The organism is Arthrobacter sp. TJ-240 (genome assembly GCF_058269195.1).
Genome location: NZ_JBZCNG010000002.1, coordinates 125204 through 146502, shown reverse-complemented (window position 1 = coordinate 146502; position 21299 = coordinate 125204). Strand labels below are relative to the sequence as shown.

The window sequence follows — 21299 nt, the reverse complement described above, 5'->3', positions numbered from 1 at the left end:
CGCGCCTTCAGCCTAACTAATCTTCGATGATCTCGCCCGTGGCCATGTTCACGGCCGGGGCGGGCGCGTCCTCGGGGGCGACGGCGAGGGACGTGCGGATGGTCTCGGCGAGCGTGGGGCCCACGCCGGGTACCTCGACGAGCTCCTCGACGGTGGCCGCCCGGATCTTCTTGACCGACCCGAAGTGCTTGAGCAGGGCCTTGCGCTTGGCGGGGCCCAGCCCGGCGATCTCGTCGAGCGCCGAGGCGGTCATCGACTTGCCGCGCTTCTGCCGGTGGAACGTGATGGCGAAGCGGTGCGCCTCGTCGCGGATGCGCTGCAGCATGAACAGCCCCTCCGAGGCGCGCGGGAGGATCACCGGGAACTCGCTGTCCTGGATCCACACCTCCTCGAGCCGCTTGGCGAGTCCGATCACGAAGACGTCGTCGATCTCCAGATCGGCCAGCGCCCGCGACGCGGCGGCCACCTGCGGCGGACCGCCGTCGACGACCACGAGGCTCGGCGGGTAGGCGAACCGGTTGCGGGTGATCGCCGTCGTCGTGTCCTGCAGCGGGCCATCGTCGGACGGCTCGTCCACGGCCGGGTGTGCGAGGACCGACGCGTCGTCGTCGACGGGGTCGGTCTCCGGGTCGGGGGCAGCGGCGTCCCGCGCCGGGCCCGCCTTCCCCGCGAGGTAGTTGCGGAACCGGCGGTGGATGACGTCGTACATGGAGGCGGTGTCGTCGCGGGCGGCGTCGCCCGTGATGGAGAACTTCCGGTACTCGGACTTGCGCGGCAGCCCGTCCTCGACGACGACCATCGACGCCACGACGTTGGTGCCCTGCACGTGGGAGATGTCGAAGCACTCGATGCGCATGAGCGGCTGGGGCAGGTCGAGGGCCTCCTGCAGCTCCTGCAGCGCGGTGGACCGGGTGGTGATGTCGCCGGCGCGGCGGCTCTTGTGCAGGCGGAGGGCCTCGGCGGCGTTCTGCTCCACCGTGCCCATGAGGGTGGCCTTGTCACCGCGCTGCGGCACGCGCACGTCCACGCGGGCGCCGCGGAGACCGCGCAGCCACTCGAGCATCTGGTCGGAGTTGCTCGGCAGGACGGGGACGAGGACCTCGCGCGGGATCTGTTCGTTGCTGCTGCTGCCCTCCCCGTAGACCTGCTGCAGCAGGTGTTCCACGAGGTCCGGCGTGTCCATGTCCTCGACCTTCTCCACCACCCAGCCGCGCTGGCCGCGGATGCGCCCGCCGCGGACGTGGAAGACCTGGGCCGCGGCCTCGAGCTCGTCCTCCCTGATCGCGAAGATGTCGGCGTCCGTGTCCTCGCTGAGCACGACGGTGTTGCGTTCGAAGACGCGTCGGAGGGCCGCGATGTCGTCGCGGAGACGCGCCGCGGACTCGTAGTCGAGTTCCTGGACGGCCTCGGCCATCTTCTTCTCGAGCCCGGAGATGAACTTCTTGGCCTCACCGGACATGAAGTCGCAGAAATCCCCCGCCAGGGCCTTGTGGTCCTCGGGACTGATGCGGCCCACGCACGGCGCGGAGCACTTGTCGATGTATCCGAGAAGGCATGGCCTGCCGGTCCGTTCGGCGCGCTTGAACACCCCGGCGCTGCAGGTACGGACCGGGAAGACGCGGATCATGGTGTCGACCGTCTCGCGGATCGCCTTCGCCGGGTAGAACGGCCCGAAGTAGCGCGTGTCCTTCTTCTTGTCGCCGCGCATGACCTGTACGCGGGGGTACTTCTCCCCCATGGTGACGGCGAGGTAGGGGTAGGTCTTGTCGTCGCGGAACATGACGTTGAACCGCGGGTCGAACTCCTTGATCCACGTGTACTCGAGCTGCAGCGCCTCGAGCTCGCTGCCAACGACCGTCCATTCGACGCTCGCCGCGGTGAAGACCATGCTGCGGGTCTTGGGCAGCAGCCCCTGCGGGTTCGCGAAGTAGGAGTTGAGGCGGGAGCGCAGGTTCTTCGCCTTGCCGACGTAGATGACGCGGCCGTGCTCGTCCCGGAACCGGTAGACCCCCGGATCGAGCGGGATCTCGCCGGTCTTCGGCCGGTATGTCACTGGATTCGCCACACGTCAATCCTAGGTGCGGACGCCGACACGCCCCGACGCGGGCCGCCCGGTTCCGCTCACCGCTGACGCCCGACCCGCCGGGTGCCCGCCGCGAGCCGGCTACTCGGCGGCGGGGCTCTGGTTGTAGTGCGGCACCCGGTCCTGGCCGGTGAGCGCCGCGATACTGTCCATGATGGCGTCCGTGGCGTTGCGCCGGGCGGGCAGCGGGTGCCCGGGGCCGGTCTTCGCGAAGACCAGCGGCCGGCCGACCCGGAGGGTGAAGTGCTGCGGCCGGACGCCCTTCTTCCCGGCCGGCTGCAGGGCATCGGTGCCGATCAGTCCCACCGGCACCACGGGGGCGCCGGTGGTGAGCGCGAGCCAGCCCACGCCGGTCCGTCCCCGGTAGAGCCTCCCGTCGCGGGAGCGGGTCCCCTCCGGGTAGATGCCGACGCCGTCGCCCTTCTCCAGCAGGTCGAGGAGGGTCTTGAGGGCCTGCACGCTGGCGGCCTGCTGCCCGCGTTCGACGGGGATGGACCCCACGCCCTCGAAGAAGGACTTCATGAGGGCGCCCTTTACGCCGGTGCCCGTGAAGTACTCGGCCTTGGCGAAGAAGGCCACGGGGCGGGGCATGAGTGCCTGCACGAGGACGCTGTCGAGGAAGGACAGGTGGTTCGCCGCGACGATGAACGGACCGTCCGCGGGGACGTGGTGCAGTCCCTCGACCGTGGGGCGGCAGAGACCTGCGATGAGCCCTCGGGTGGTGCTGCGCGTCAGGTCATAGACTCCCACCGAGCACCTCCAGGAGCTCGTCCGCGGACTCGACGACGGCCGTGGCCCCGGCGCCCTGCAGTTCGCCCGGTGCCGCGAAGCCCCAGCGGACGCCGATGCACGGCAGGCCGTTCGCCGCGGCGCCCTCGACGTCGTGCCGCCGGTCGCCGATCATGACCGCGGAGCCGGCCGCGCCCGGGTGCCGCTCGAGGGCCGCCCGGATGATCGATGCCTTCCCGGCAGCGGCCCTGGTCTCGTCCCGTGGGGAGCCGTGCACCGAGGCGAAGAGGTGCCGGAGCCCCTGCGCGGTGAGGAGCTCCTCGGCGAGCCACTCGGGTTTCTGGGTGGCGACCGCGACCACCGCGCCGCGACGCGCCAGCGCCTCCACGCAGCGGGCGATCCCGGGGTAGGGACGGCTCCGTGCCATGCCCGTGTCCACGTACCCCGTGCGGTAGGTGTGGAGGACGTCCTGCACGCGGGAGACGGGCACGCCGGCACGCTCGGTCAGCGAGGAGACGAGGGGCGGGCCCACCATGGCCCGGAGGGCGTCGTCACCCGGCACGGGGAGGCCGTGGCGGCGCAGGGCGTCCGCGATACCCTCGGTGATCGCTCCCGCCGGGTCGACGAGCGTTCCGTCGAGGTCGAAGAGTATCAGCGAATGCATATATGCCACCGGGCAAGCTTGCCATAGCACGGGCAGGGCACGCGCCATGCATACCCTGCCCGGCATACCCGGACCGGCGGGTCCGGCTACTGCGCCTTCTCGAAGACCTCCTTGAGGAACGTCCCCGTGTAGCTCGCCTCGTTCCGGGCGACCTGCTCGGGCGTGCCCGTCGCGATGATCTGCCCGCCGCCGGAGCCGCCGTCGGGGCCGAGGTCGATCACCCAGTCGGCGCTCTTGATCACGTCGAGGTTGTGCTCGATCGTCACCACGGTGTTGCCCTTGTCCACGAGGCCCTGCAGCACGAGCAGGAGCTTGCGGATGTCCTCGAAGTGCAGACCCGTGGTGGGTTCGTCGAGGACGTAGATGCTCCGGCCGTTCGACCGCTTCTGCAGCTCGCTGGCGAGCTTGACGCGCTGCGCCTCGCCGCCGGACAGCGTGGTGGCGGGCTGCCCGAGGCGCACGTAGCCGAGGCCCACCTCGACCAGCGTGTTCAGGTGCCGGGCAATTGGGCTGAACGCGGCGAAGAACTCCGCGCCCTCCTCGATGGGCATGTCGAGCACGTCGGCGATGGTCTTGCCCTTGTAGTGCACCTCGAGGGTCTCGCGGTTGTACCGGGCGCCGTGGCACACCTCGCACGGCACGTACACGTCCGGCAGGAAGTTCATCTCGATCTTCAGGGTGCCGTCGCCGGAGCACGCCTCGCAGCGCCCGCCCTTGACGTTGAAGGAGAACCGGCCGGGCAGATAGCCGCGGACCTTGGCCTCCGTGGTCTCCGCGAAGAGCTTCCGGATGTTGTCGAAGACACCGGTGTACGTGGCCGGGTTGGACCGGGGCGTACGCCCGATGGGGCTCTGGTCGACATGGATCACCTTGTCGAGGTGTTCCAGGCCGTCGATGCGCTTGTGCCGGCCCGCGACCTGCTTGGCGCCGTTGAGCTTGTTGGCGAGGACCTTGTAGAGGATGTCGTTGACGAGGGTCGACTTGCCGGAGCCGCTCACGCCGGTGACGGCGGTGAGTACGCCGAGCGGGATGCTGGCATCCACGTTGACGAGGTTGTGCTCGCGCGCGCCGACGACCTTCAGCTGCCGGGACCGGTCGATCTTGCGGCGCTTGGCCGGGATCTCGATCTTCCGGCGCCCGGAGAGGTAGTCGCCGGTCAGGGACTGCTCGTTGGCGAGGAGGTCCTCGAGGAGGCCCGAGTGCACCACCTGGCCGCCGTGCTCCCCTGCGCCCGGTCCGATGTCGACGATCCAGTCGGCCTCGGCGATGGTGTCCTCGTCGTGTTCGACCACGATGAGCGTGTTGCCGAGGTTCCGCAGGCGCGTGAGGGTCTCGATGAGCCGGCGGTTGTCGCGCTGGTGCAGCCCGATGGACGGCTCGTCGAGCACGTAGAGCACGCCGACGAGGCCGGAGCCGATCTGCGTGGCGAGGCGGATGCGTTGCGCCTCCCCGCCGGACAGCGTGCCCGAGGCCCGCTCGAGGTTGAGGTACTCCAGGCCGACGTCGAGCAGGAAGGTCAGGCGCGCCTGGATCTCCTTGAGGACCTGGTTGGCGATCTGCGCCTCACGGCCGGTCAGCACGAGGTTGTCGAGGAATTCTGCGCAGTCGCGCATCGGCATGGCGGAGACCTCGGCGATGGAGCGGCCGTTGATGAGGACCGAGAGCGACGCGGGGTTGAGGCGTGCGCCACCGCAGGTGGGGCACGGGATCTCCCGCATGTACTCCTCGTAGCGGTCCCGCGCGTTGTCGGATTCGGTCTCGGCGTGCTTGCGCTGGATGTACTGGATGGCTCCCTCGAAGCCGGTGCTGTACTTGCGTTCCCGGCCGAAGCGGTTCTTGTACTGCACCACGACCTTGTGGTCCTTGCCGTACAGCGCGGCCTCGCGGGCGCGGTCGGGGAGCTTCCGCCAGGGGGTGGTGATGTCGAAGCTCAGCTCCGACGCGAGCCCCTCGAGCAGGCGGGTCCAGTACTCGAGCGTCGCGGTGCCCAGCGACCACGGGGCGATGGCACCCTCGGCGAGGCTGAGGTCCGGGTTGGGGACCACGAGCTCCTCGTCGACCTCGAGCTTGCTGCCGATGCCGGTGCAGGCCGGGCACGCGCCGAAGGGGTTGTTGAAGGAGAACGAGCGCGGTTCGATCTCGTCGATGGCCAGCGGGTGCTCGTTCGGGCAGGCGAGGTGCTCGGAGAAGGCGTGGAGGCGCTTCGCGTCGTCCTCGGGCAGGTCGACGAACTCCGCGAGCACGCGGCCGTCGGCGAGCTTCAGGGCGGTCTCGACGGAGTCGGTGAGGCGCTGCTGGATACCGCCCTTGACCACGAGGCGGTCGATGATGACCTCGATGGTGTGCTTGTACTGCTTGCCGAGCTTCGGCGGATCACTGAGCTGGATGAGCTTGCCGTCCACGCGGGCACGCGAGTAGCCCTTGGCGGTGAGCTCCTGGAAGAGGTCCACGAACTCGCCCTTGCGGGCCCGCACGACGGGCGCCAGGATCTGGAAGCGCGTGCCCTCGTCGAGCTCGAGGAGCTGGTCGACGATCTGCTGGGGTGTCTGCTTCGCGACGGGCTCACCGCAGACCGGGCAGTGGGGGCGGCCGACGCGCGCCCAGAGGAGGCGCATGTAGTCGTAGATCTCGGTGATGGTGCCCACGGTGGACCGGGGGTTCTTGCTCGTGGACTTCTGGTCGATCGACACGGCCGGTGAGAGACCCTCGATGAAGTCGACGTCGGGCTTGTCCACCTGGCCGAGGAACTGCCGGGCATACGCCGAGAGGGACTCGACGTAGCGACGCTGGCCCTCCGCGAAAATGGTGTCGAAGGCCAGCGACGACTTGCCCGAGCCGGAGAGGCCCGTGAACACGATCATGGCGTCGCGCGGCAGGTCGAGGTCGACGTTGCGCAGGTTGTGCTCGCGCGCGCCCTTGACGATCAGCCGGGACAGGTCCTGGGGGGCCGGCTCCGGATTGTGGGCGTGCTGCTCGAGGGAATTTGCAATAGACACCCATCCACTGTAGGTGAAAAGGCCTTCGAAGACATATTCGAATGGTGCGTTTTCCGCGTGGTTGCCGCGGCCTGCGGCGCGCCGTTCACGCTCGGCGCAATGCGGCCTGCACGAAGGCGACGGCGTCGCGCTCGGACAGCCCCGAGGACCGGACGACGGCGGCGAAGTCATCCGCCGCAACGGCGACCCGACGGCGCGCCTCGTCTCCCCCTGCGGTGATGACCGTGCCGGCCCGGCCCCGGGTCTCCACGACCCCTGCCTGCTCAAGTTCGCGGTACGCCCGGGCGACGGTGTTGGCAGCGATGCCGAGGTGCGCCGCGAGCGCGCGGACCGGCGGCAGTCGGGTCCCCACGGCGGCCTTTCCCGAGGCGGCGGCCGCCAGGACGGCCTGCTTGACCTGCTCGAAGGGTGGTACCGCGCTCTGCGGATCGAGTTTGAGCCACCGGGGGATGTCCTGCTCCACGCCCTGCCCCTTTCCGGGAGGATCTGCCGCCGGGCCGGAGGAAGCCGCGGTGTCCTCGACACCCTACCCGCCGGGTTCGCGTCCCCCGTGCCCGCCCGTGCGCGCCGTGTCTACACTGTGCTCATGACCGGCCCCCTGCACGACCTCAGCGAGCTCACCATCCGCAGCATCGCAGTGTCCGAGATGGACAACAACGTGTACGTCCTCACCTCGAAGTCGAGTGGCGCGCAGGTGGTCATCGACGCCGCGGACGACGCGCCGGCGATCCTCGGCCTGCTCGCGGACGCGCAGGAGGACACGGACGCCGAGGCCCGCGTGGCCCTCGTCATCACCACGCACTCGCACTGGGACCACGTCCGGGCGCTCGCCGAGGTCGCGGAGGTCGCGAAGGCGCGCACCGCCGCGGGCGAGGAAGACGTCACGGACATCGCCGTACCGACGGACGTCCCGCTGCGGCACGGCGACGTGGGGTCCTTCGAGGGTTTCGACCTCGAGGCGATCCACCTCCGGGGCCACACGCCGGGCTCCGTCGCGATCCTCTACCGGGATCCCCACGGGCCGGCGCACGTGTTCACGGGCGATTCCCTGTTCCCCGGGGGGCTGGGCAACACGCAGGGCGACCCGGAGCGGTTCGCGTCCCTGTACGACGACGTCGTGACCCGGATCTTCGACCGCCTGCCGGACGACACCGTCGTGCACCCGGGGCACGGCAAGGGCACCACGCTCGGCGCGGAGCGGGGCTCCCTCCCGGAGTGGAAGCAGCGCGGCTGGTAGGAACAAGAACCGGCTGCGGCCGGCTGCGGCCGGCCGGAACCGGGCCGCCTCAGGCGCGGCGGTGCCCGACGGCGAAGATCCGGCGGAAGCCGAACACCGTGCCGTGCTCGCCCCGCGGGTAGGCCGTCCGGAGCAGCTCCGCGTAGCCGGCCTCGAACCCGGCGGCGTCCCCGGCCCCCAGCACCTCCAGCACGGGCCGCAGCGCGGTGCCGCGCACCCAGCCCAGCACGGCGTCCTCCCCCGGCAGCACCTGCTGGTAGGTGGTCTCCCACACGTCGGCGTCGAGGCCCGCGGCGAGGAGCAGTTGCAGGTAGTCGGCGCCGACCGCGTCGTCGTGGCGGAGCACACCCTGCAGCGTCCCGGCCCAGCGGGGACTGGCTGCGTGCTCGCGCATGAGGACGTGGGACGGTGCGGAGAAGTTGCCGGGGACCTGCAGCGCGAGCCAGCCTCCTGCCGGCAGCCCGTCCGCCCAGGCCGAGACGAGGTCCTGGTGGCCGGGCACCCACTGGAGGGCCGCGTTGGTGACGACGACGTCGTCGGATCCCGGCCGGTAGCCGCGGAGGTCGCCCTCCTCGAAGGACAGGTTCGGCAGGGCCGGGCGGCGGCGGGCGGCGTCGATCATGTCGGCGCCGGCGTCGATCCCCCGCACCGTCGCGTCGGGCCACCGCCGCGCGAGCGCCTCCGTCAGGTCCCCCGGGCCGCAGCCGAGGTCGACGACGCTCCGCGGAGAAGGGTGGTCGATCCGCGCCACGAGGTCGAAGAACGGCCGCCCGCGATGACCGGCATGGCGGGCATACAGTCCAGGGTCCCAGCGCATGATCCACCCTAACGCGCCCACCGGTAGGCTGAACGGACCATGAGGATCCAAGAGCACCTGCCCCGGCACGACGACGGCCGACTCACCGCGGACGCGGTCTACGAGGCCTTCACGGCGTGGGCGACGGCGCGCGGCCTGGCCCTCTACCCCGCGCAGGACGAGGCCGCCATGGAGCTCGTCTCAGGCAACAACGTGATCCTCGCGACCCCCACCGGTTCCGGGAAGTCACTGGTCGCTGTCGCGGCCCACCTGAAGTCCTTCGCGGACGGACGGACGAGTTACTACACGGCGCCGATCAAGGCCCTCGTGTCCGAGAAGTTCTTCGCGCTCTGCGACATCTTCGGGCCGGAGAACGTCGGCATGATCACCGGTGACTCCGGGGTGAACCAGGACGCGCCGATCATCTGCTGCACCGCGGAGATCCTCGCGAACCTCGCCCTGCGGGAGGGCGCCCTGGCCGACGTCGACACCGTGGTCATGGACGAGTTCCACTTCTACTCGGACCCGCAGCGCGGCTGGGCGTGGCAGGTCCCGCTGCTCGAACTGCCGCAGGCGCAGTTCCTGCTCATGTCCGCGACCCTCGGCGACGTCACGCGCTTCGAGAAGGACCTCACCGAGCGCACGGGCCGACCGACGGCGACGGTCACGTCCGTGGAACGGCCCATCCCCCTGCACTACTACTACGTCGAGACACCGGTGCAGGAGTCCCTCGAGGAACTGCTCTCCACCCGGCAGGCGCCCGTGTACGTGGTGCACTTCAGCCAGGCGGAAGCGATCGAGCGGGCGCAGAACCTCATGAGCGTCAACGTGTGCACGCGCGAGGAGAAGGACCGCATCGCGGACCTCATCGCGACGTTCCGGTTCTCCTCGGGGTTCGGCAAGACCCTCAACCGGCTGGTCCGCCACGGGATCGGCGTGCACCACGCCGGCATGCTGCCGAAGTACCGGCGCCTCGTCGAGCAGCTCGCCCAGGCCGGGCTGCTGAAGGTCATCTGCGGCACCGACACCCTCGGGGTCGGCATCAACGTGCCGATCCGCACCGTGCTCCTGACGGCCCTGAGCAAGTACGACGGCGTCCGCACGAGGTTGCTCAACGCGCGCGAGTTCCACCAGATCTCCGGACGCGCCGGGCGGGCGGGCTATGACACCGCGGGCACGGTGGTCGTGCAGGCGCCCGACCACGTGGTCGAGAACACCAGAGCCATGGCGAAGGCGGTCTCCAAGTTCGGTGACGACCAGAAGAAGCTGCGCCAGGTGGTGCGCAAGAAGCCGCCCCAGGGCTTCGTGTCGTGGGGCAAGCCCACCTACGAGCGGCTCGTCGAGAGCATCCCCGATCCCCTGACGTCGTCGTTCTCCGTCAGCCACTCCATGCTCCTGAACCTGCTGGAGCGGCCCGGGGACCCCTTCACCGCCGTCAAGCGGCTGCTCACCGAGAACCACGAGACACGCGCCTCCCAGCTGCGGCTCATGCGCCGCGCCATCGGGATCTACCGGGAGCTCGTGACCGCCGGGATCGTCGAGCGCCTGCCCGTGCCCGAGCCGGACGGCCGGCAGGTGCGGCTCCGGGTCCATCTGCAGGCCAACTTCGCCCTGAACCAGCCCCTCTCCCCGTTCGCCCTCGCGAGCCTCGAGCTCCTCGACCCCGAGGCGCCGGGCTATGCGCTCGACGTCGTCTCGGTCATCGAGGCCACGCTGGAAAAGCCCCGGCAGGTACTCAACGCCCAGGAGAAAAAGGCCCGCGGGGAGGCCGTCGCCGCCATGAAGGCCGAGGGCATCGACTACGACGCGCGCATGGCCCGCCTGGAGGAGATCGGCTACCCGAAGCCGCTCGAGGAGCTGCTGCAGCAGGCATTCGACGTGTACCGGACGTCGGCGCCGTGGCTCAACGACTTCGAGCTGGCCCCCAAGTCGGTGGTGCGCGACATGTACGAGCGGGCCATGAGCTTCGGCGAGTACGTGGCGTTCTACGCCCTCACGCGCTCCGAGGGGATCCTGCTGCGCTACCTCGCAGACTGCTACAAGGCCCTGCGCCACACCGTGCCCGTCGAAGCCCTGCGCGAGGACCTCAGCGACATCATGGAGTGGCTCGGCGAACTGGTGCGGCAGGTCGACAGCAGCCTCCTCGACGAGTGGACCCAGCTCTCCGCCGGTCTCACGCCGGCCCCGGGGGACGCCGTGGACCTCCCCGAGGAACCGCCCTCGGTCACGTCCAACGAGCGCGCCTTCCGGGTCATGGTCCGCAACGAGATGTTCCAGCGCGTGAAACTCTTCGCCGACGAACGGGACGAGGCGCTCGGCGCCCTCGACGCCGACTCGGGGTGGACCGCCGACCGCTGGGCCGAGGCCCTCGACGGCTACTTCGGGGACTACGAGGACATCGACGACGGCCCCGAGGCCCGGGGGCCGGCCCTGCTGCTCATCACCAAGGCACCGGGAGTGTGGAGGGTGCGCCAGATCCTCAAGGACCCCGAGGGGAACGGCGACTGGGGCATCAACGCCGAGATCGACCTCCCGGCGTCGGACGAGGCGGGCAGCCCGGTGGTACGGATCCTCGGTGTCGGGGCGCCCATCGCCGCCTGAGCCGCCACGCGCGCTTCGCTAGTCTTGGGGCATGTCGATTCGCGAAGCACGGCCGGCGGACGTCCCGGTCATCCTCCAGCTCATCCACGATCTCGCCCTCTACGAGAAGGAGCCGGACGCCGTCAGGAACACCGTCGGGTCCCTCGAGGACGCCCTGTTCGGCGACCGCCCCACGATCTTCGCCCACGTCGCCGAGGCCGAGGGGCAGGTCCAGGGATTCGCGCTCTGGTTCCTCAACTACTCCACCTGGGAGGGCGTCAACGGCATCTACCTCGAGGACCTGTACGTGCGCCCCGAGGCGCGCGGAGCGGGGCACGGGAAGGCGCTGCTCGCCAACCTCGCGAGGATCGCCGCCGAGCGCGGGTACGCCCGCGTGGAGTGGTCGGTGCTCGACTGGAACGAGCCGTCCATCCGCTTCTACCAGCAGCTCGGCGCCCGCCCCCAGACCGGGTGGAGCACCTTCCGGCTCACGGGCAGCGCCCTCGCCGAGGTGGCCGCGCTGTGACGACGCCGTCCACGCCGCCATCGGCCCCCGCTCCACAGCCCGCTTCACCGCCCGCGTCACCCCCGGCCGCCGGGACCGCTGCCGGGTCCGCGACGGACGCCGACGGTCACGTCGTCGGCCGGACCGCCCTCATGCGCGGGCTGCGCGCCACGGGCCACACCTTCCGCGTGCCGCTCGACCACGGGGACCCGGCGTCCCCCCACATCGACGTGTTCGCCCGGGAGTACTCCTCGCTCGAGCACAGCGACGAGGACACCGCCCGCCTGCCGTGGCTCCTTTTCCTGCAGGGTGGACCCGGTGGCCGGGGTGTCCGCACCACGCAGCTCTCGGGCTGGATGAAGGCCGCCGCGAAGGAGTTCCGGATCCTCATGCTCGACCAGCGGGGCACGGGGCTCTCCACGCCCGCCGACGCCGCGACGCTCGCGGTGCTGCCGTCGCCGCAGGCCCGGGCCGAGTACCTCACCCACTTCCGCGCTGACTCGATCGTCGCGGACGCCGAGCTGATCCGCCACCGTCTCGGCAGCGGACCGTGGACCGTCTTCGGGCAGAGCTACGGCGGCTTCTGCACCCTCACCTACCTCTCGAACGCCCCGGAAGGGATCGAGCGCGCGCTCCTCACCGGCGGGCTCGCTCCCCTAGCGGGCCCGCCCGACGAGGTGTACCGGGCCACGTTCGCCCGGGTCGAGGAACGCAACCGGGAGTACTTCTCGTGGTACCCCGAGGACCGCGACCTGGTCACGCGTATCGCCCGCCACCTCGAGGCCGTCGAGGAGCACCTGCCCAGCGGTGAACGCCTGACGGTACGGCGCTTCCAGATGGTGGGCTCCTTCCTGGGCGGGAACACGAGGGTGCACGGGCTGCACTACCTCCTCGAGGACGCGTTCACCGACACGCTGGACGGGCCCCGCCTGTCGGCATGGTTCCTCGAACAGGTCCAGGGCGTCGTCAGCCGTGCGTCGCACCCGCTGTACGCGCTGCTGCACGAGTCCATCTACTGCCAGGGCTTCGCCTCCGACTGGGCAGCCCGGCGCGTGCTCGAGGAGTACCCGCAGTTCCGCGACGACGCCGCCGAGGTCCTGTTCACCGGCGAGATGGTCTACCCCTGGTACTTCGAGGAGGACCCTGCCCTCCGTCCGCTGCGCGAGGTCGCGGACATCCTGGCGGCGAAGGAGGACTGGGGCAGCCTGTACGACCGGGACGTCCTCGCGACGAACACCGTCCCCGCCGCGGCAGCGGTGTACCGGCACGACATCTATGTGGACAGGGGGCTCTCCCTCGCCACGGCAGCCGCCGTCCGTCGGCTCGAGGTGTGGGAGACGGACGAGTTCCACCACGACGGCATCGCCGACGACGGCGAGGCGATCTTCGAGCGGCTGCTCGGCATGACGCGTTCCTGACCGGACGCGCTCGGCCCGGACGGCGCCGTGCTCCGGACGCAGACAGGGAGGGACCCCGCACATCGCGTGCGGGGTCCCTCCCTGTCTGCGTCCGGGTCTAGCGGCGCGGTTCCTTCGCGCCGGCCTCGTCAGCGGCCTCGTCCAGTCCGTCGGCCACGGCGGGCGAGGACGTCGAGGCCGAACGGACGGCGGCCTTCTCGTCGGCCCGCGAACGGATCAGGCTGGCGACGACCGCGATGACGATCGTCGCGACGATCACGGCGAGGGACACGAAGGTGGGGATCTCGGGGGCCCACTCGATGTGCTCGCCGCCGTTGATGAAGGGGAGCTCGTTGACGTGCATCGCGTGGAGGACGAGCTTGACGCCGATGAAGGCGAGGATCACGGAGAGCGCGTGCTTCAGGTAGATCAGGCGCGTCATCAGGCCGCCCAGGAGGAAGTAGAGCTGGCGCAGGCCCATGAGGGCGAAGATGTTCGCGGTGAACACGATGAACGCACTCTGCGTCAGGCCGAAGATGGCGGGGATCGAGTCGACGGCGAAGAGGAGGTCGGTCAGGCCGATCGTCACGAAGACGATGAGCATGGGCGTGAACACCTTCTTGCCGTCGACGACGGTGCGCAGCTTGTTGCCGTCGTAGGAGTCGGACATCGGCAGGACGGACCGGAGCTTCGCGATGAGCTTGTTGTCGCCCGCGTCCTCCTCGTCCTCACCGGAGTCCGTGGCCTGCTTGTAGGCGGTGTAGAGGAGGAAGGCGCCGAAGATGTAGAAGATCCAGCTGAAGTTCTCGATGACGGCCGCGCCGAGGGCGATGAAGATGCCGCGCAGGATCAGCGCGATGATGATGCCCACCATCAGCACTTCCTGCTGGTACTTCCGGGGCACCGAGAACCGCGCCATGATGATGATGAAGACGAACAGGTTGTCGATGCTCAGGCTGTACTCGGTGATCCAGCCGGCGACGAACTGGCTGCCGTACTCCGCGCCCGTGAAGACGAACATGAGGGCCGCGAACACGAGCGCGAGGCCCACGTAGAAGGTGACCCACAGTCCCGCCTCCTTCATCGACGGCTCGTGGGGGCGCTTGACGACGAGGAGCAGGTCGAACAGCAGGATGATCCCGAGCACGACGAACGTGCCGATCTCGAATGCCAGGGGCAGAGCGGGCATGAAGTACCTTCCGGGGGTGCAGGTGATCGCCGTAAGTCTCTCCGCGGCGGCATGATGCCGTCTCGCCGCTACGCCCGGCAGGGCAACTGTGCCCTGCGTGCTGACGTTCGTAGCGCTTGGGATACTCCCCTACGTCCGGTCAATGCTACCCGGGCTGGCGCACGGCGGACGAATACCCGCTATCGGTGGTGTCTCCCGCCTGCACCCTTGACGCGGCCCGACCTGACAGCATCGTCGGGCACGGTAGGACACGGTAGGACACGGTAGGACACCGTCGACGTCGCCCCCGGCCCGGGCCGACCGCCTCGCACCGCCGCAGATCAGGCGTGGCCGGCGGACTGCATCTGCCGGAGTTCCTTCTTGAGATCGCCGACCTCGTCGCGCAGCCGCCCGGCGAGCTCGAACTGCAGCTCCGCTGCGGCGGCGTGCATCTGGTCGGTCAGCTGCTGGATGAGGTCCGTGAGGTCCTCGGCCGGTACCGACGCGAGACCGTCGTGCCGCCCGGCGCCCTTCTTCGGCTTCCGCCCCTTCGCGGCCTCCTCGAGGAGCGCCCGGGTGTCGGCGTCCTCGCGGTTGATGGTGTCGGTGATGTCCGCGATCCGCTTCCGCAGCGGCGTGGGGTCGATCCCGTGCTCGAGGTTGTGCGCCACCTGGATGGCGCGGCGCCGGTTGGTCTCGTCGATCGCGCGCTCCATGGAGTCGGTGATCCGGTCCGCGTACATGTGCACCTCGCCGGAGACGTTGCGGGCGGCGCGGCCGATGGTCTGGATGAGGGACGTCGTGCTGCGCAGGAACCCCTCCTTGTCGGCGTCGAGGATGCTGACGAGCGACACCTCGGGCAGGTCGAGGCCCTCACGGAGGAGGTTGATGCCCACCAGGACGTCGAACGTGCCCATGCGCAGTTCGCGCAGCAGTTCCACGCGCCGCAGGGTGTCCACGTCGGAGTGGAGGTACTCGACCTTCACCCCGTGCTCGAGGAGGTACCCGGTGAGGTCCTCGGCCATCCGCTTGGTCAGCGTGGTCACGAGCACGCGCTCGTTCACGGCGGTGCGCTTGCGGATCTCGCCCAGCAGGTCGTCGATCTGCCCCTTGGTGGGCTTGACGACCACCTCGGGGTCCACGAGACCCGTGGGGCGGATGATCTGCTGCACGTAGCCGTCGGCCTTGCCCAGTTCGTACTTGCCGGGTGTCGCCGAGAGGTAGACCGTCTGTCCGATGCGGTCGAGGAACTCGTCCCACTTCAGCGGGCGGTTGTCCATCGCGGAGGGGAGCCGGAACCCGTGGTCCACGAGGGTGCGCTTGCGGGAGGAGTCCCCCTCGTACATCGCGCCGATCTGCGGGATGGTCACGTGGGACTCGTCGACGACGAGCAGGAAGTCGTCGGGGAAGTAGTCGAGCAGGCAGTGCGGTGCGGAGGCGGGGTCCCGCCCGTCGATGTGGCGCGAGTAGTTCTCGATGCCGTTGCAGAAGCCCATCTGCTGCATCATCTCGAGGTCGTAGGTGACGCGCATCCGGAGGCGCTGCGCCTCGACGAGCTTGTTCTGCGACTCGAGCTCGGCCAGCCGCTGCTGCAGCTCGTCCTCGATGTCCTTGATGGCCCGCGTCATGCGGTCGGGCCCGGCGACATAGTGCGAGGCGGGGAAGACGTACATCTCCTCCTCCTCGCGGATGACGTTCCCGGTCAGCGGATCGAGCGTGTAGATGTTCTCGACCTCGTCGCCGAAGAACTCGATGCGCAGCGCGTGCTCCTCGTACATCGGGATGATCTCGACGGTGTCGCCGCGCACGCGGAAGGTGCCGCGGTGGAAATCCATGTCGTTGCGCGTGTACTGCATCCCGACGAACTGCCGCAGGAGCTCGTCGCGGTTCATCTGGTCGCCGCGGCGCAGCGTGACCATCTTGTTGATGTATTCCTCGGGCGTGCCGAGTCCGTAGATGCAGGAGACCGTGGCGACGACGATCACGTCGCGGCGCGTGAGCAGCGCGTTGGTGGCCGAGTGCCGGAGGCGCTCCACCTCCTCGTTGATGGAGGAATCCTTCTCGATGAAGGTGTCCGTCTGCGGAACGTACGCCTCGGGCTGGTAGTAGTCGTAGTAGGAGACGAAGTACTCGACCGCGTTGTTCGGCAGGAGCTCCCGGAACTCGTTGGCGAGCTGCGCGGCGAGCGTCTTGTTCTGCACCATGACGAGGGTGGGGCGCTGCACCTGCTCGATGAGCCAGGCGGTGGTGGCGCTCTTGCCGGTACCGGTGGCCCCGAGGAGGACCACGTCCTTCTCGCCCGCGTTGATGCGCTCGGCGAGCTCCTTGATGGCGGTGGGCTGGTCGCCGGCCGGCCGGTACTCGCTGATGACCTCGAACGGAGCGACGACACGCTTGATATCCTGCGCAAGACTCATGGCTTAACGGTAGCCCCTGGCTGTGACACTTCTCCTCGGATCTGCTGGCGGCTGAACGCAGCTCGCAGCCGGCGCGGAGGCTCAGGCCGGAGCCGGAGGAGCGCTCACGACCACCGTGACGTCGACCCCCGGATCGGCAGCGCGGTGCACCGCCCCCGCAGCCTCCACGGACAGGTCCCGAAGGCGGTCCGCGCGCAGGGCGCGGGGAAATCCTGCGGCGCGCACGGCTGCGGACACGGCCTCCGGATCGCCGTCCGGGGCGACCGTCACGCGCACCGTCACGCGCCCGGCGTCGTGCAGGTCCGGCGTGGCCGGGTCATGCCCGTCCTGCTGTCCGCCGGCGCCGCCCAGGGTCTCCATCGAGGCGTCGGGCGGCAGCAGCGCGGCGAGCTTCGCCCGGACGCGCCGAGCGAGTCCGGTGGTCCCGGCAAGCCCTGCAGCGACCGGGCCGATGATTTCCCCGGCGGGCGTACCCGCCATGAGGTTGTCCCGGAACGCGATCATCCGCCCGTCCCAGAGCGCATCGGTCGCGGCCAGGAGGTCGTCGAGGCTCCGGTCGTTGGTGAGGACCGCGTCCGCTTCCCGCAGCCGGTCCGGACGTGAGGCCTGGGCCGCGATGCGCCGTCGCGCGTCCGCCGGGTCCATGCCCCGCTGTCCTACCATGCGGTCGATGCGCAACTCGTCCGGCGCATCGACGACGACGACGAGGTGGAAGCGCGCCGCCTGCCCGGTCTCCACGAGCAGCGGAATGTCCTCGACCACGACGGCGTCCTCCGGCGCCGCGTCGATGAGCCCCGCGGCCAGGGCCCGCACGCGCGGGTGCACGATCGCATTGAGGCGTTCCCGCGCGGAGGCGTCCGCGAAGACCAGGGCCCCGAGCACCGGCCGGTCCAGCGCACCGTCCACCCCCAGGACCCGCGGGCCGAAGGCGGACACGACCTCGTCGAGGCCGGCGGAACCGGGCGCCACGGCCTCGCGGGCGAGAAGGTCCGCGTCGACGACGACGGCACCCCGCCCGGCGAGCCGGCCGGCCACGGCGGACTTCCCCGCGGCGATGCCTCCTGTCAGTCCCACACGCAGCATGGACCAACCCTAGCCCGGGCTCCCGCATCCGCTGTCAACCCCGCCCGGGACCGGCGGTGGCTGCGGCCGGGTGTCGGTGCGCCTGAATACGCTGAGGGGACTGACCGTCCGTGAGGAGCACAGTGACCATCACCCTGCACGACCTGCAATCGACCGCCGCCGCCACGTTCGGCTGGGACGACCTGCGCCCCGGCCAGGAGCACGCCATGAAGGAGGTGCTGGAGGGCCGGAGCATCCTCTGCGTCATGCCGACCGGCTCCGGCAAGTCGGCCATCTACCAGGTACCCGCGATGGCGCTGCCCGGGGCGGCCGTCGTCATCTCCCCGCTGATCGCCCTGCAGCACGACCAGGCGGAGTCGATCAACGAGAGCGCAGGGTCCACCCGTGCCTACGTCATCAACTCCGCGGTGAGCAAGGCCGAGCTCGACGCCGCGTGGGAGGCTGCAGGAGACGACGACGAGGCGACGCGGGCGAAGTTCCTCTTCCTCGCGCCCGAGCAGATCGCGCGCGATGAGGTGGCCGCCCGCCTGAAGGCGCTCGACGTGTCGCTCGTGGTGGTCGACGAGGCGCACTGCGTGGCGTCCTGGGGACACGACTTCCGGCCCGACTACCTGCAGCTGGGCCACCTCCTCAGGGACCTGCGGGCACCGGTGGTCGCCCTCACCGCGACGGCTTCCCACCCCGTGCAGGCGGAGATCGTGGAACGGCTCCACCTGGCCGATCCCACGGTAATCGTTGAGGGCTTCGACCGCCCCAACCTGTCCCTCGAGGTGGTGCAACACGTGGAGGCCGGCGAGAAGGAACGCGCCGTGCGCGACCGGGTCCTCGACCTCGAAGGGCCCGGCCTGGTGTACGTCGCGACGAAGAAGTCCGCCGACGCGCTTGCCGCCGACCTCCAGGAGCGCGGGCGTCGCGCGGACGTCTATCACGCCGGCCGGCTCAAGAAGGAGCGGCAGGCGGTGCACGAGGGTTTCCTCGACGGGTCGATCGACGTCGTCGTCGCGACCACCGCCTTCGGGATGGGCATCGACAAGCCGGATGTACGCTTCGTCCTCCACGCCGACATCCCGGATTCCCTCGACAGCTACTACCAGGAGATCGGCCGCGGAGGACGCGACGGGCTCCCCTCGAAGGCCGTCCTGCACTACCGACCGGAGGATCTGTCGCTCCGTCGGTTCTTCGCGGCGAAGTCCGTCAACCGTACGCAGCTGAGGGAGCTGTTCGCCCTCCTCTGTGCGCAGGGCAAGCCAGTGAAGACGAAGAAGCTGAAGGAGCTCTCCGGCCTCCCGCCCCGGAAACTGGCGGGCCTCCTGAACCTGCTCGAGGCCGCCGGCGCGGTCACGGACGGCGTCAAGGGGTACCGGGCGCGGAAGATGTCCACCGCTGACGCCGTCGAGGCGGCGGTCACGCAGGCGGAGAACCGTGAGCGCATCGACCGGTCGCGCGTCGAGATGGCGCGCCGCTACGCGGAGACGCGGGGCTGCCGGCGTCAGTTCCTGCTCTCCTACTTCGGGGAGGAACTGCCGGAGGCCTGCGGCAACTGCGACACCTGCTCCCGGCAGGAGTCGGCCGGAACCCTCGCGGAGCAGCCCGGCGACGCGGTACCGGAAGCGCACGTGCCCTTCGACGTCGACACCGTCGTGGAGCACCCCGAATGGGGGCGCGGGACGGTCATGGGATACGAGGACGGCATCATCACGGTGCTGTTCGACTCCGTGGGCTACAAGACCCTCTCCACCGAACTCGTCGAGGAGAAACAGCTGCTCACCGCCGTGCCGTCCGCCGGCTGAGGCGGACGGCACGACACCGGGCATGTGCTCGATGCGTCGGGCTGCGCGGGTTGACGGCGGCCCGGAGGGTGTCGCAGGCTCAGCGCGGCATGGCAGGGTTGGTCGGGTCGCCGTGCGACGGCGGATTGATGGGCGGGCCCGACGTCGCGGGCATCACGGGCGACCCGCCGGCCGTACTGCCGACCTCCGGCATCGAGGTGGCGGCGCCCTCGGACAGTTCGGCGCCACCCTGTACGGCCTCGAGCCTGTGCTGCAGCACGAGCTTCACGGGCAGGCGGTCGCCATGAGCCTCCTCGTAGTCGAGGAGTGCCTGCAGGCCGCTCTCATCGAGGCCCGTGATGCGCGTCGGCAGTGTTCCGAGCGGGATGTGGTCGTAGTCGGGCAGCGGCAATGCATCGTGGCCTGATCCGGTCATGTCGACTCCTGGGCTCGTTGGAAAGGGTGCTTAGTAATTCAACCCTAGACACGCGGATCGCCGCGGGGCAAGCAGGTCGTGGACGGTGCCGGCCACTGGTCGCGGATGCCGGCAGGTGCCCCCGCACCCCGCTCGGGAGCCGCCCCGCAACCGTAAGACCCGGCCCGTATGCCGTTGGACGACGTATGGATCCTGATAGCGTTGGTCCGACCGCATTTGCCCTGCTGCCGAGGCTGGAACCGTGACATCACCGATGGAAGAACTGACGTTCGTCTTCGCGCGGCTCAAGGGCCTGCTCCTGACGGAACAGACGGCGTCGCGTGCGGTCGAGGACCTCGCCGAAGCCATCAAGAAGTCGGTCCCCGGCTCGCTCGGAGCGGGCGTCTCCCTCCTCGACCCGCAGGGCCGACGGCGCAGCACCGGATTCACCGACCAGGTCGTCGCCGAAGCCGATGCGCTGCAGTACGAACTCGGTCAGGGCCCGTGCCTCACCGCCTGGGCCGCGGAGGTCACGGTGCAGATCGACGACATCCACGAGGACGAGCGCTGGCCCCTGTGGCGGGATGCCGTCAGTCACCTCCCGCTGCGCTCCACCCTCAGCACCCCGCTGATCTACGACGGCAGGAGCATCGGCGCGCTCAAGGTCTACTCGCCGCTCCCGTCTGCGTTCTCCCCGCAGGACCGCAAGCAGCTCGAGCTCCTCGCGTCCCCGGCGGCGACACTGCTCGGCAACGTCCAGGCGGACAGCTCGGCGGCGGCGGCGAGCCGGGCACTGCGGGACGCCATCGCGACCCGTGACCTCGTCTCCACCGCGCGGGGCATCCTCATGGAACGGCACGCGATCGACAACGACGCCGCGATGCGCAGGATGCTCTCGCAGGCGTCGTCCACGAGAGTGGACCTGCGGGCGGTAGCCCTCTCCGTGATCGACGGCACCGCCGGCAGCCCCCGCTAAGGCACAGCAGGTGGAGAACCATCCGGACCACGAATACCAGCGCATCCACCTCCTTCGAGCGATCCGCGCAGCGCAGATCGACCCGGGCGAGTTGTGGCTGCACTACTTCGGGCTGGCCGGCGACGCCGGGGAGTACGAGGTGGAGGCCTACCTCCACGGATCCTTCACCCTCCCTCCCCTGCAGCGCGACCTCCTCGCGCATGCCGCGAACGAGCTGATCGACCGCCTGCCCGCGCCGCCCCGGGCCCCGTACAGCACGGACCTCGTCCCCGGTACCGGGGACGGCGACGGGGACGGGGACGCGGCACCGGAAGCGCCGTGGGCCCCGGACCCGGCCGGCCCGACCGGTCGTCCGCTGGACTGGCTCCTCGACACGACGACCACGGACGCGCCCGCGGACGGCACCCGTCCCGACGGCACATTGGCCGATGGTCCTCGCCCGGAGGACACCGGGCCGGACGCTTCCTGAGCGGCGCGGTGAGCC

General features: G+C 70.0%; 17 protein-coding genes. 7 read left to right on the top strand and 10 right to left on the bottom strand.

Translation table 11 applies throughout. The features are described 5' to 3' along the window. Positions 1–16: 16 nt before the first annotated feature. The 5 genes from uvrC to AC4D2C_RS05315 form a co-directional block, all read right to left on the bottom strand. A complete protein-coding gene (gene uvrC, locus AC4D2C_RS05335; protein WP_490913225.1) occupies positions 17–2065 on the bottom strand; it encodes an excinuclease ABC subunit UvrC in 2049 nt (682 codons plus the stop codon). Between the two features lie 99 nt (positions 2066–2164). Further along, positions 2165–2833: a lysophospholipid acyltransferase family protein gene (locus AC4D2C_RS05330; RefSeq protein WP_490913224.1), complete on the bottom strand. Its 669-nt coding sequence runs from the start codon at positions 2831–2833 to the stop codon at positions 2165–2167. Continuing rightward, a complete protein-coding gene (locus AC4D2C_RS05325; protein WP_490914008.1) occupies positions 2820–3476 on the bottom strand; it encodes an HAD hydrolase-like protein in 657 nt (218 codons plus the stop codon). Before AC4D2C_RS05325 ends, AC4D2C_RS05330 begins: the two co-directional genes overlap by 14 nt. An 86-nt stretch (positions 3477–3562) precedes the next feature. Continuing rightward, positions 3563–6472 (bottom strand): excinuclease ABC subunit UvrA, encoded by a 2910-nt coding sequence (gene uvrA, locus AC4D2C_RS05320; protein ID WP_490913223.1) that lies wholly within the window; start codon positions 6470–6472, stop codon positions 3563–3565. 85 nt (positions 6473–6557) lie between these two features. Beyond that, complete coding sequence (locus tag AC4D2C_RS05315; RefSeq protein ID WP_490913221.1) at positions 6558–6935, bottom strand: GntR family transcriptional regulator; 378 nt, start codon at positions 6933–6935, stop codon at positions 6558–6560. A gap of 123 nt (positions 6936–7058) precedes the next feature. Here AC4D2C_RS05315 and AC4D2C_RS05310 point away from each other — a divergent pair, with 123 nt between their 5' ends. After that, positions 7059–7709 (top strand): MBL fold metallo-hydrolase, encoded by a 651-nt coding sequence (locus AC4D2C_RS05310; protein ID WP_490913220.1) that lies wholly within the window; start codon positions 7059–7061, stop codon positions 7707–7709. A gap of 49 nt (positions 7710–7758) precedes the next feature. On the opposite strand, the gene AC4D2C_RS05305 is transcribed toward AC4D2C_RS05310, so the two are convergent. After that, the gene (locus AC4D2C_RS05305; protein WP_490913219.1) at positions 7759–8526 is read right to left on the bottom strand and encodes a methyltransferase domain-containing protein; all 768 of its coding nucleotides are present in this window, start codon (positions 8524–8526) and stop codon (positions 7759–7761) included. A 39-nt stretch (positions 8527–8565) separates the two neighbouring features. On the opposite strand from AC4D2C_RS05305, the gene AC4D2C_RS05300 reads away from it, so the two are divergent. From AC4D2C_RS05300 to AC4D2C_RS05290, 3 genes are all read left to right on the top strand, one after another. Further along, entirely contained in the window at positions 8566–11106 is a 2541-nt protein-coding gene (locus AC4D2C_RS05300; RefSeq protein WP_490913217.1) for a DEAD/DEAH box helicase, read from the top strand. Positions 11107–11137: 31 nt separating this feature from the next. Next, positions 11138–11611, top strand: a complete 474-nt coding sequence (locus tag AC4D2C_RS05295) for a GNAT family N-acetyltransferase (RefSeq protein WP_490906099.1) — start codon at positions 11138–11140, stop codon at positions 11609–11611. Positions 11612–11742: 131 nt separating this feature from the next. Continuing rightward, positions 11743–13008: an alpha/beta fold hydrolase gene (locus AC4D2C_RS05290; RefSeq protein WP_490914007.1), complete on the top strand. Its 1266-nt coding sequence runs from the start codon at positions 11743–11745 to the stop codon at positions 13006–13008. 97 nt (positions 13009–13105) lie between these two features. Here AC4D2C_RS05290 and AC4D2C_RS05285 read toward each other — a convergent pair whose 3' ends face one another. The 3 genes from AC4D2C_RS05285 to coaE all read right to left on the bottom strand — a co-directional run bounded on the left by AC4D2C_RS05285 (position 13106) and on the right by coaE (position 17655). Continuing rightward, positions 13106–14176 carry a TerC family protein gene (locus tag AC4D2C_RS05285; protein WP_490913215.1) on the bottom strand — a complete coding sequence of 357 codons (1071 nt, stop codon included), beginning with the start codon at positions 14174–14176 and terminating at the stop codon, positions 13106–13108. A 320-nt stretch (positions 14177–14496) separates the two neighbouring features. Next, entirely contained in the window at positions 14497–16572 is a 2076-nt protein-coding gene (gene uvrB, locus AC4D2C_RS05280; RefSeq protein ID WP_490913213.1) for an excinuclease ABC subunit UvrB, read from the bottom strand. A gap of 81 nt (positions 16573–16653) precedes the next feature. Continuing rightward, positions 16654–17655 (bottom strand): dephospho-CoA kinase, encoded by a 1002-nt coding sequence (coaE, locus tag AC4D2C_RS05275; RefSeq protein WP_490913211.1) that lies wholly within the window; start codon positions 17653–17655, stop codon positions 16654–16656. A gap of 122 nt (positions 17656–17777) precedes the next feature. Here coaE and AC4D2C_RS05270 point away from each other — a divergent pair, with 122 nt between their 5' ends. Next, a complete protein-coding gene (locus tag AC4D2C_RS05270) occupies positions 17778–19445 on the top strand; it encodes a RecQ family ATP-dependent DNA helicase (protein ID WP_490913210.1) in 1668 nt (555 codons plus the stop codon). A 79-nt stretch (positions 19446–19524) separates the two neighbouring features. On the opposite strand, the gene AC4D2C_RS05265 is transcribed toward AC4D2C_RS05270, so the two are convergent. Then, positions 19525–19860, bottom strand: a complete 336-nt coding sequence (locus AC4D2C_RS05265; protein ID WP_490913208.1) for a DUF8129 domain-containing protein — start codon at positions 19858–19860, stop codon at positions 19525–19527. Between the two features lie 241 nt (positions 19861–20101). Between AC4D2C_RS05265 and AC4D2C_RS05260 the strand changes: the two genes are divergently transcribed. Beyond that, on the top strand, positions 20102–20815 hold the full coding sequence (locus tag AC4D2C_RS05260; protein ID WP_490913206.1) for a GAF and ANTAR domain-containing protein: 714 nt from the start codon (positions 20102–20104) through the stop codon (positions 20813–20815). A 10-nt stretch (positions 20816–20825) separates the two neighbouring features. Next, a complete protein-coding gene (locus tag AC4D2C_RS05255; RefSeq protein WP_490913204.1) occupies positions 20826–21284 on the top strand; it encodes a hypothetical protein in 459 nt (152 codons plus the stop codon). Positions 21285–21299: the final 15 nt, after the last annotated feature.